We start from the raw sequence: 7,708 nt of genomic DNA on the forward strand, positions 1-7,708 counted from the left end.
AGGGACCCACCGGCGCGTTGCGATGGCACGCGGTCCCTCGCTGACGCGTCGGGTTATGAAAAACCAATGCCTCACGCAAAAGCGCAACTTCAAAACTCACGCGTCGGGTTATGAAAGCACGGCGACCTTCAACCTCATTGACGCTGCCCAGGTCACTACCTGCCAACCTACGGCCAGCTCGGCTTGCGTTTCTCAAGGAACGCGGAAACACCTTCGGCAGCGGATTCCGTCGTGCATGCCGATGCACTGTCCGCAGCCGCAGCGGAGATTTGAGTCAGCAAGGCTTCGCCGACGCTTTCGTTGAGCAATCGCTTGGACGCCTGCACCGCTTCGGCCGGCCCTACGCTGCAGCGAGCCGCCCACTCGCTGGCCGCCACCCAAACCTGATCCGACGCCACCGGGGATTGGCACAGCAAGTTCAATCGCAAGGCTTCCTCCGAATCGATTGTCTCGCCCGCCAAAGTCAGCCTGGCCGCGGCTGCCCCGCCAATTCGAAATGAAAGCAACGCGGTGGTCACGCCGCCGACCAAACCACGGCGAGCCGCGTCAGCGGCAAAGGTGGCTCGCTTGCTAGCCACACATAAATCCGACGCCAACATCAGTGCGAACCCAGCTCCAATCGCTGCCCCGTCCACCGCGGCGATGATCGGCTTGGGGAATCGCAGCATTTTCTCGCAGGTTTCCGAGACCGCTCGCCAGTACTCGAACCATTGCTGCATCCGTTCCGATTCCGGCAAATCCGCGATCTGCTGGAACACTTGCAGGTCGACTCCCGAGCAAAAATGATCGCCTCGCGAAGACAACACGACCGCCCGAACACGTTTTTCTTGGTGCACATCGCCGAGGGCTTCGTTGAGATCAAACAACAATCCTGGGCTGAGAGCACCATGCTTTTCCGGCCGATCAATCAACACGGTCGCCACATGGTCGTGAATTCGAACATCCAGATGTTGCATGGGAGAAACCTGTTGAGAGCGTCGGCGGGGAAACATCGCGTCGCGGATCTTCAATCCAGCAGCGACAACTGTTCGGGTGATTGTGGAGGGCGGGGCAGGGTGAAGTCCACACCCGGCATCGCACTGGTCAATTTAGCAAGCAACAACTCGGCAAACCGCGGTGCCAAGCGATCATCGGGCGTGTGCGTGAACACGATCGGTCGCAACCCCGCGTTCAACCAACCGACCACGACCGGCACCCATTGGTCCAAGAACGTTTCGGCAAGCTCCACTCGATTCCGCCCAACCATTCGCAACATCGGCCGCTGAGCCGTGACCGTCTGCCGAACCGGCATTCGCGGTTTCCGCACCTGCGACTTTTCTTCAATAGGATCATCCGGCGGTGACTGAAACAGCGGCCGACTGTCGAAGGAGACTTTGTCGATCCGCAGGTCCCGCAGAAGATCATTCACGCGAGCCTCGTTGTCTGCTGAATCAAACCAATCGTGATGCCGTAACTCGACCGCCCAAGGCAATTCACGCGGCAAACGGCGAAGAAACCGTGCCAGCACCGGCAATCGATCGGGACCAAAGCTCGGCCCGAGCTGCAAAAACGTCGGCCCCAAACGATCCGCCTTGGCAATCACGCGCAGTCGAGCCAGAAACTCTCGCACCTCGTCATCACAGTGCTGCAGCATGCAGTCATGCGAAATTCGCTTGGGAAATTTGAAGCAGAACTCGAAACCATCAGCCGCTTGTTCGGCCCACCCGGCAAAAGTCGGCTCGCCGGGGACAGCATAGAACGTGCTGTTTCCCTCCACCGTGTTGAACGTTCGGGTGTACCAAGCAAGCCAGTCTTTTCGCGGAGTCTTGGAGGGATAGACCACACCCGCCCAACCATCGCAGGACCAGACCGGTGCCCCCACTGAAAGCGGCCAATTCGGAGAAGAAAACGATTCGCGAGGCTGAGTCACACGGCCACGAAAAGGAAGAAAGGTAAAAAAGGAGGAGAGCGTGTGAGGACAGCAACGATCGCTCGACGACACGGCCTGCATTCCTCGCCAAATCATTCTGCCACAACGAAGAAAACTGGGGAACATTCCCCACCCGGACGAAAAGAGATCCATTCGAAGTCCCGTGATTCGCGAAACTTTGTCATCGCACCGGGACCGGGAATCCTTGCAAGCGCCCAGGAATGCCAACAGAATGCGTTTCAATCGCAATTCGGCCTTGACAGAATCGACTTAGCCGCCATACTTCGCCGCTTGCAAAAATCTCGGCCCAAGTTGCGTGCCGCGACACATCACCGTTCAATTGCATTGTTTTCATGCCAACCATCAATCAACTCGTCCGTAAAAACCGGAAGCAGAAAAAGAGCCAGAGCAAGTCGCCGGTTCTCGAGAAATGCCCTCAAAAACAGGGTGTTTGCCTGCAAGTCCGGACCATGACCCCCAAGAAGCCAAACTCGGCTTTGCGGAAGATCACCCGGGTTCGATTGAGCAATGGCAAAGAAGTCACCGTTTACATCCCCGGCGAAGGCCACAACCTGCAAGAGCACTCCATCGTGCTCGTTCGCGGTGGCCGAGTCCGCGACTTGCCCGGTGTCCGCTACCAAGTTGTCCGCGGCTCACGCGACGCACTCGGTGTCGATGGCCGGAAACAATCCCGCAGCCGTTACGGAGCCAAGAAGTAAAGCTCCGGCTTCACTTCCCTGGCAACCGCTGCCTCCAACCCATTCACCTCCCTTCGTAGCTCGATCAGACATTCATGGGACGCATCACTTCCAGCCGCTCGCAACTCATCGGCGACCCGCGGCACCACTCGTTGCTGGCTAGCAAATTCATCAACTGCTTGATGCTGGACGGAAAGAAGACCACCGCTCAGCGAGTCTTCTACGATGCCCTCGAAGAAATCGGCAAACGCCACGAAGGGGAAGAAACCCCCATCGAAGTCTTCGAAGCTGCCTTGGAAAACATCAAGCCGTACATCGAAGTTCGCAGCAAGCGAGTCGGCGGTGCGAGCTACCAAGTTCCAATGCAAGTCAACAAGGCTCGCCAACAAAGCCTCGCGATTCGCTGGGTTCTGGCTGCCGTTCGCGACAAGAAAGGCCGCCCAATGGCCCTGAAACTGGCCGACGAACTGCTGGCTGGCTTCAAGAAGGAAGGCGCCGCCTACACCAAACGCGAAAACACGCACCGCATGGCTGACGCCAACAAGGCATTTGCTCACTTCGCATGGTGATCTGCCGCCAACGCCTGAATTGATCTTCAGCCGCTACGCGCAACGCCCTCTAACGTTCACAATTGGTCGCGATTCGGTTCTGCCGGATCGCGATTTTTCTTTGCGCCCCGCCCCAAACCGCTTCCCAACGCACCAACTCGCCATGGCCGCCGACATATCCAAGATTCGCAACATCGGGATCATCGCCCACATCGACGCTGGCAAAACCACCGTCACCGAGCGAATGCTCTACCTCAGCGGCGCGAAACACCGGGTTGGACGAGTCGACCACGGCACCACCGACACCGACGATGACCCCGAAGAACAAGAACGCGGCATCACGATCTTCAGCGCCTGCGTGAAGTACGCCTGGGGCGACTACAACATCAACCTCCTGGACACCCCCGGCCACGTCGACTTCACCGCAGAAGTCGAACGCTGCCTCCGAGTCCTCGACGGGGCTGTCGTGGTCTTCTCCGCCCGAGAAGGCGTCGAGGCCCAAAGCGAAACCGTGTGGCGACAAGCCGATCGCTACGAAGTCCCCCGTATCGTGTTCATCAACAAGATGGATCGCGAAGGTGCAAGCTTCGAAACCGTCTTCAACGACATCGCGCCTCGCCTGGGCGGCCGCCCTGTCGCAGTCGAACTGCCCGTCGGCGAAGGCCCAGCCCACGTCGACAACCCTTTTCGCGGCGTCATCGACCTGGTCGACATGAAGCTCCTGCAGTTCGACCCGGAAACCGAAGGCAAACAAGTCACAGAAACCGACCTGCCGGAAGAACTTGCCGACGACGCGGCGATTTGGCGAGAGCAAATGCTGGAGGCGGTTTACGAAGTCAGCGAAGAGGCAATGACTCTCGCGATGGAAGAAAAGGAAATCCCTCGCGAAGTCATCCTGGCCGCCCTCCGAAAAGGATGCCTGGAACGAACCATCCAACCGGTCTTCTGCGGCTCCGCCCTCCACGGAATCGGCGTCCAACCCCTGATGACCGGCGTCGGCAACTTCCTCCCCAGTCCACTGGACCGTCCACCCGTCCAAGGCCACGACCCCAAAAAGCCTGACAAAACACTCTCACGAAACCCGGACCCCAAAGAACCCTTCTGCGGACTCGTTTTTAAGATTCTGCCCGCCAAAACCGGCGACAACTACTGGATCCGAATCTACAGCGGTGAACTGAAACAAAACTCGCGCGTGCAGTGCCCCAACCGCGACAAAAAGGAAAACATCGCCCAAATTTGGCAAATCCACGCCTCCAAAAAAGAGCGAGACGGGCAAGTTGACTCCGTTGGCGCCGGCGACATCTGCTGCGTGATCGGCCCTCGATTCGCAATCACCGGCGACACCGTTTGCGACACCAAAGAAACGATCGAACTGCCCAGCATCAAATTCGCCGAAACAGTGCTGTCCATGGCGATCGAACCTGAGAGCACCGCCGACCGAAAGAAACTCGAAGAAACACTCGACATGCTACGGCGGCAAGACCCAACCTTCCGAGCCGTCGACAACGAAGAGATCGGTCAAACCATCATCAGCGGGATGGGCGAACTGCACCTCGAGGTCATCCAACACCGACTGACGCGTGACTTCGGGCTGAACGTGAAGTTCTACAAACCTCGCGTGAACTACCGCGAGACGATTGGCGGCGAAGCCGAACTCGTCGGCCAGTGCAACCGCGTGGTTGGCTCAACGCAAATGTTCGCGAGACTGAAAGTGAAGATCAGCCCTACAGAGAAACCCTCCGATCCCGTGGTCGTTTTCGACCGGCTCCCACCTGACATCGGCCTCCCCAACGCAATCCGCAGCGCAGCAATCGAAGAACTCCGCGACCGCGCCGAAGGCGGCGGGATGATCGCCGGCTTCCCACTCTCCGGAGTTCGAATCGACGTCCTGGACGCTGAAATGGCGGAAGAAGGCAGCGACGAAGTGGCCTTTCGAATCGCCGCCGGCGACGCCTTCGAAAGCGGACTGCAAGCCGCTGGCCCCGTGCTACTGGAACCAGTCATGCGAGTCGAGGTCACGACACCAGAAGACTACATGGGCGAAATCGTCGGCGACCTGCAACAACGACGCGCGATCATCGCGTCCACCGAAAGCCGCGGAGCAATGACTGTGATCACTGCACACGCACCACTGAAAGAGATGTTCGGCTACTCCGGAGCCGTGCGAAGCCTCAGCCAAGGCCGAGCTGGAAGCAGCATGGAACCCTACGGCTACCAAGCCGCTCCCAAGGAAGACGCCGACAGCTTTCAGTACTGAGCCCTGCTCAACAACAACGGCACACAGCCACTACGAAGCCTGGACCTGCGTCGGGGCGATCACCATTGCATCGTCCGCGTCTCCCGACCACGCCGGCAACTCCAACTGCGTGGCTTTCCAACCGGGGTGAACCACCTTCCCCAGAGACGCGCCGCTGGACTCGCCCACCCAGCGCAATCGAGCTGAAGAAACGCTCGCATCGACCGGAATCGACTGGCCCTCCGAGGCGTCCACCAACGGCTCGATTGCCAACAAACGCGCCAACGTCTGACGACACTGCTTCAAGCAGGGCCGCGACGCAGCACCAACCTGGTCATCGGTGTACTGATCCAGGTTCTCTTGGATCAAATCCACCAAACGGGCATCGCGCTGAAGCGCCGCCAGCAGCGTGACCGCATCACTCTGCTGCAACTTCACCTCGACCGACTCCGGCGTCTTCTGCTCCGCAACCGGAGGCAACGCCGACGCGGAATCCGGCAACGGCAACTCGACGCCATCGAGCGCCAACGCGACGCGTTCCGCCACCTGAGGATCAAACATTGCCTTCCAAAACGCTCTCAGCGCCAAACCCAAACGCATCCCGATGTCACCTCAAGAACCAACACAAGCAGAACCAGCGACCAAACCAACGACCGCCAAGCCCAAAGAAATCAAACCAACAACCACTACGAAGCCGAGGAAGCAACCGGCCCCGCCCCCTTCTTTCCAGGCGACAAACACTTACCGATCTGCCGCACCGCCTGGCGCAAACGATGCTCGTTTTCAACCAACGACATCCGTAAATAACCTTCGCCGGCAGCACCAAACCCGCTCCCTGGGCTCACAGCAACATTGCCCTCTTCCAGCAATTTCATTGCGAAATCCATCGTGCTCATCTGGCTCTTCCAAGGCTCCGGCACCTCAGCCCAAACGAACATCCCAGCCTTCGGTGGATTGACACTCCACCCCAAACGACGCAGACCACTCACAAGCACGTCTCGTCGCCCCTGATAAACCTCCGACTGCTGCAGAACAGTCGCCTCAGTCTCGCGAAGAGCAACAATCGCGGCGATTTGAATCGCCTGGAACATGCCGTAATCGTAGTAGCCCTTGATCGTCCCCAGCCCACGGACCATATCCGCGTTGCCAGCACAGAACCCAACACGCCAACCAGCCATGTTGTAGCCCTTACTCATCGTCGTGAACTCAACGCCAACATCCTTCGCCCCGGGAGCCGACAAAAAACTCGGCGGCACATAACCATCAAAGGCAACATCGGCGTAAGCAAAGTCGTGAATGACCATCAGGCCATACTTTTTCGCGAGCCGAACCACCTCCACAAAGAAGTCAGCCTCGATGACAGCCGACGAAGGATTGTGCGGATAATTGACAATCAAAACCTTCGGCCGAGGCGTCAAATTCTCACAGGTGTAAGCCACATTGCTGAGGAACTTATCCGGATCCGCGACATCGAGCGCCACCACATTGCCGGACGCCAAGATCACACCGTACATGTGAACCGGAAAATACGGCGAAGGAATGATCGCCGTGTCACCAGGCCCCATCAGAGCCAAACACATGTGCGAGAAACCTTCCTTGCTGCCCAAACAAGCAATGATCTCGCCTTCTGGATCCAAACGCACGCCGTACTTGCGGTGATACTTGCTCGCCACCTCGCGACGCAAATTCGTGATCCCATTGGATTTGCTGTAACCATGGTTCCCGACATCGGACGCAGCGTCCGCGAGTTTCTGAATCACAACGGGATCAGGCGGATCCGAGGGATTGCCCATCCCCAGGTCGATCACATCATCTCCGGCGCAACGCTTCTGGTAAAGCAAATTGTTGATGCGACCAAACATGTACGGAGGCAAACGGTCGACCCGCGAGGCCATCTTCACTTCGAACTCCGCTGGCGATGGATCCGTGGTGGGCGAATCAATCGCTGGTGCGTCGATATTGGGCGTGTCGGGATTGAAGGTGTCACTCATATTGACGCCGAGAAGGAAATTGCCTGGAAAAATACGAAACCTGCCAACCACTCTCCGGCCGGCGACGCTGGCATTCTCTCACGCACCCGCCACATTCGTGTAGGGGGAATCAAATTTTTGCTCCGAAAATTCAACCCCACCGCAACCGAACAAGCCATTCAACTGCACTGAAAACGCCAACCAACACGACACCCAATCCCATCCACCAGTTCGCCCCCGATGCTGGCCAACGCCCAAACCAAGCCACGCGAAACGCCACCACCAACAACAACAAAACGAACAAACCAAGCAGCACCCCGGAAAGACATGCCTGTGCCGCCGCAACC

The 7,708-nt window shown here is 58.2% G+C and carries 8 protein-coding genes; 3 read left to right on the plus strand and 5 right to left on the minus strand.

Annotation, left to right across the window (positions count from 1 at the left end; translation table 11 throughout):
* Positions 1-167 precede the first annotated feature (167 nt).
* Complete coding sequence (locus ACF8AM_RS00365; RefSeq protein ID WP_392553725.1) at positions 168-956, minus strand: enoyl-CoA hydratase/isomerase family protein; 789 nt, start codon at positions 954-956, stop codon at positions 168-170.
* Positions 957-1,006: 50 nt separating this feature from the next.
* The gene (locus ACF8AM_RS00370; RefSeq protein ID WP_392553719.1) at positions 1,007-1,990 is read right to left on the minus strand and encodes a DUF72 domain-containing protein; all 984 of its coding nucleotides are present in this window, start codon (positions 1,988-1,990) and stop codon (positions 1,007-1,009) included.
* Positions 1,991-2,262: 272 nt separating this feature from the next.
* On the opposite strand from ACF8AM_RS00370, the gene rpsL reads away from it, so the two are divergent.
* The 3 genes from rpsL (at position 2,263) to fusA (ending at position 5,412) form a co-directional block, all read left to right on the plus strand.
* On the plus strand, positions 2,263-2,628 hold the full coding sequence (rpsL, locus tag ACF8AM_RS00375) for a 30S ribosomal protein S12 (RefSeq protein ID WP_007326865.1): 366 nt from the start codon (positions 2,263-2,265) through the stop codon (positions 2,626-2,628).
* Between the two features lie 74 nt (positions 2,629-2,702).
* Positions 2,703-3,176 carry a 30S ribosomal protein S7 gene (gene rpsG / locus ACF8AM_RS00380; protein WP_392553720.1) on the plus strand — a complete coding sequence of 158 codons (474 nt, stop codon included), beginning with the start codon at positions 2,703-2,705 and terminating at the stop codon, positions 3,174-3,176.
* A gap of 142 nt (positions 3,177-3,318) precedes the next feature.
* Positions 3,319-5,412, plus strand: coding sequence for an elongation factor G (gene fusA, locus ACF8AM_RS00385; RefSeq protein WP_392553721.1), 2,094 nt, complete (start codon positions 3,319-3,321; stop codon positions 5,410-5,412).
* A gap of 30 nt (positions 5,413-5,442) precedes the next feature.
* On the opposite strand, the gene ACF8AM_RS00390 is transcribed toward fusA, so the two are convergent.
* The 3 genes from ACF8AM_RS00390 to ACF8AM_RS00400 form a co-directional block, all read right to left on the minus strand.
* On the minus strand, positions 5,443-5,991 hold the full coding sequence (locus tag ACF8AM_RS00390) for a DUF2760 domain-containing protein (protein ID WP_392553722.1): 549 nt from the start codon (positions 5,989-5,991) through the stop codon (positions 5,443-5,445).
* Positions 5,992-6,077: 86 nt separating this feature from the next.
* Positions 6,078-7,382, minus strand: coding sequence for an aminotransferase class I/II-fold pyridoxal phosphate-dependent enzyme (locus ACF8AM_RS00395; RefSeq protein WP_392553723.1), 1,305 nt, complete (start codon positions 7,380-7,382; stop codon positions 6,078-6,080).
* 130 nt (positions 7,383-7,512) lie between these two features.
* Positions 7,513-7,708: DUF2752 domain-containing protein (locus ACF8AM_RS00400; protein WP_392553724.1), on the minus strand; the 196-nt coding region annotated here is incomplete at its 5' end.

Origin of the sequence: Rhodopirellula sp. JB055, assembly GCF_043100905.1 — a bacterium.
Classification (GTDB): Bacteria; Planctomycetota; Planctomycetia; order Pirellulales; family Pirellulaceae; genus Rhodopirellula.

What these genes read in the sequence shown, in the direction of transcription:
- ACF8AM_RS00365 (WP_392553725.1), bottom strand. Translation starts at nt 956, where the DNA reads ATGCAACATCTGGATGTTCGAATTCACGACCATGTGGCGACCGTGTTG.
- ACF8AM_RS00370 (WP_392553719.1), bottom strand. Translation starts at nt 1,990, where the DNA reads ATGCAGGCCGTGTCGTCGAGCGATCGTTGCTGTCCTCACACGCTCTCC.
- rpsL (WP_007326865.1), top strand. Translation starts at nt 2,263, where the DNA reads ATGCCAACCATCAATCAACTCGTCCGTAAAAACCGGAAGCAGAAAAAG.
- rpsG (WP_392553720.1), top strand. Translation starts at nt 2,703, where the DNA reads ATGGGACGCATCACTTCCAGCCGCTCGCAACTCATCGGCGACCCGCGG.
- fusA (WP_392553721.1), top strand. Translation starts at nt 3,319, where the DNA reads ATGGCCGCCGACATATCCAAGATTCGCAACATCGGGATCATCGCCCAC.
- ACF8AM_RS00390 (WP_392553722.1), bottom strand. Translation starts at nt 5,991, where the DNA reads ATGCGTTTGGGTTTGGCGCTGAGAGCGTTTTGGAAGGCAATGTTTGAT.
- ACF8AM_RS00395 (WP_392553723.1), bottom strand. Translation starts at nt 7,382, where the DNA reads ATGAGTGACACCTTCAATCCCGACACGCCCAATATCGACGCACCAGCG.